Genomic DNA, 1815 nt, shown 5'->3' on the forward strand with positions numbered 1-1815 from the left:
TGAGGGAAATGACACTGCAGAACAACTGGATAAATTAGATATGTATCGTGAGATGTTGCCAAGAGAGTATGCATGGTCGGAAGTTGAAAATCAGAGTGTACAAACCCCTAAATGAGCCTGGTGTATCCATGTAGTATCAATACATTACACCTGTAGTGTTTGGTCTTAGTTCATTACCAGCAACTACAAGATCATATCGACTATCTTCTCTGCTTTCTGTTGCAGATAGTTCAGAGCCAGTATATCTATGAACTGTATTGGAGTTTGTTAGAAGCGGAATTAAGTAATAAATATTGTCGTTCCTCTGGTTTATTTTCAGGATCATTTTCAATCAAATAACCAATTATTTGACCACCGCACACATCTGCCTCAATCATCCCTTCAGCAGAATAAAATAATATTGTCAGGGGAAATGACTTCTCCCGAGTGACTACGCCCCCATTATTCGGCACTACTCTACTTAAATATTCAACTGAGTCAAAATTATCTGAAAGCATGGCACAGCTAGCAAATGCTACACCATATTCCTCTTCATCATATGCAATAATTGAAAAAGTGGCATTTGCATAATATGAATATGATAAGACCATAAGTAAAAATAATTTCTTCATTTTTTTGTTTCTTCTATTATTCATTTTCAGAGTAGCAACTGGTTAGTTGAGTTGCAAAGACAGTTTACTAATTAGCGTCATTATATTCGGGGATGTCGTAAACCGATTTTGTATGAGCCGGGCTACTTGTACGACAAGCACTCCAAATAATTATCCAGACAAATTGTAAGGTTTTTAAACTAACCCTACTAAATTTAACATTCCCTCCCCCCAAAAAAAATTATTAAAGTTCACCAAACCTTACTAAAGTTTATCGATGATTCATTAATATCAGCCTAACATTTACTCATGAAGACTAGTCTTACATGCAAAAGTGTGGCGCATAGAAAAAGATTACACCGATTGTCACAAAATAGTCCGATCAGACGTTTTATTAATATGAACTTTAAAGGTAAAAACCATCTGCTTCAGTAGGTGGTAGTTAAATAAGCGTCATCAAACTATTAATGATCAAGGAGTATCTTGCATGAAAAAAGCTATTGCAATTGTTGTTATATCTCTATCAACCACTATTTTTTCCTATGGGTATGCTGCGGATAACCCCAGTAATGGGCACAGCGATTACGGGGTTGAGGCACCTGTAGATGGATTACGCCTGAACAATGGAGAGCAATGGAATATGGATGATCACACTCGGACTATATCAAAAAAAATGAAAAAAACCTTTTTAGATGCTGATCATTCGACCCAAGAAAACTTGAATGCATTAGGTGTAAAGCTTCGAAAGCAGGTCAATGAATTAATTGTCGGCTGTACTATGAGTGGAAAATCACATGACCAGCTCCATATCTTCTTAAATAGTCAAATTCCGACAATCAATGCATTGGCTCTCGCTGATAATTATAATTCGGCAAGAGCATTAGAAATTCAACTTAAGGACCAGTTTGAGGCATACCAGAAGTATTTCAAATAATTAAACATTGATCCCCCCTCTGCTCAGCTGGGGGGACCTGCATCGGTTAACCATGACAATGGTAGGGGGGCTTCTTTGCTCGATGAAAGTAAAAAAGTAAAGAGGAAAAAACCTATGTGAGACTATAACAGCGTGTTTCATATTTGGTGGGGTTGTAAATACCATATTGTATTTTTCCCCTAAAAAACTCAACTATCACCTACTAAAGTAGGTGGGTTAGCGTATTTCGGTGCAGATGACTAAAGTCATCAAGAGCGCACCTCATGTGCACGCAAAATCAAAATATTTAAA

2 protein-coding genes are annotated in these 1815 nt (G+C 37.0%); one reads left to right on the forward strand and one right to left on the reverse strand.

Features of this window, described 5'->3' with window-relative positions; all coding sequences use genetic code 11:
- Positions 1 to 245: 245 nt before the first annotated feature.
- Positions 246 to 611, reverse strand: coding sequence for a hypothetical protein (locus G337_RS0119215; protein WP_028865295.1), 366 nt, complete (start codon positions 609 to 611; stop codon positions 246 to 248).
- Positions 612 to 1077: 466 nt separating this feature from the next.
- Between G337_RS0119215 and G337_RS27935 the strand changes: the two genes are divergently transcribed.
- Positions 1078 to 1524 carry a hypothetical protein gene (locus tag G337_RS27935; RefSeq protein WP_051303425.1) on the forward strand — a complete coding sequence of 149 codons (447 nt, stop codon included), beginning with the start codon at positions 1078 to 1080 and terminating at the stop codon, positions 1522 to 1524.
- The last annotated feature ends 291 nt before the right edge of the window (positions 1525 to 1815 follow it).

Source organism: Psychromonas aquimarina ATCC BAA-1526 (assembly GCF_000428725.1).
Lineage (GTDB): Bacteria > Pseudomonadota > Gammaproteobacteria > Enterobacterales > Psychromonadaceae > Psychromonas > Psychromonas aquimarina.